1 protein-coding gene is annotated in these 586 nt (G+C 45.9%); it reads right to left on the reverse strand.

Annotation, left to right across the window (positions count from 1 at the left end; genetic code table 11):
- Positions 1-257, reverse strand: a 257-nt coding sequence (locus PORUE0001_RS00160; RefSeq protein WP_232501368.1) for a redoxin domain-containing protein, incomplete at its 3' end; no start/stop codon positions are given.
- Positions 258-586 lie beyond the last annotated feature (329 nt).

Genomic DNA, 586 nt, shown 5'->3' on the forward strand with positions numbered 1-586 from the left:
TCCTGCCAAGCCTTGTGAACGAAGTGTGAGTCTGTGCTCACAGAGTAGATATCCACGCCGATCTGCTGAAACTCAGCATAGTTGTCGGCAAGGTCAGCTAGCTCCGTAGGACATACGAAGGTGAAGTCGCCAGGATAGAAGAAGAGTACGCTCCAGCGCCCCTTGAGATCCTCGTTAGAGACCTCGTGGAAGCCCTTGGACTTGGTATATGCGGGTACTTTGAACTCTGGTAAGTTGCTATTGATAATAGGTTGCATAGTCATTTGCATTTAAGTTTTGGATAAAGATTTATTGCCGTTGGTCGGACATCCCCACCAACAGCTACAAAGATAGGGGTAAGCACCCAAAATAAAAAGCAAACAGCATACCTAGAACAAGGTATTCTCCCCCTAATGCGAGTAGTTTCTCCCATATGAAACTAGAGTTTCTCCCATATGAAACTAGAGTTTCCTCCGTATGAAACTAGAGTTTCCTCCGTATGAAACTAGAGTTTCTCCTAGGTGAAACTAGATTTTCATCCGCATGAAAATGAATTGCCTCCCGTATGGACATAGACTGCGCCCGTACGGAGAGGAAAGCCCTACTC

This window comes from Porphyromonas uenonis 60-3, from assembly GCF_000174775.1.
Classification (GTDB): domain Bacteria; phylum Bacteroidota; class Bacteroidia; order Bacteroidales; family Porphyromonadaceae; genus Porphyromonas; species Porphyromonas uenonis_A.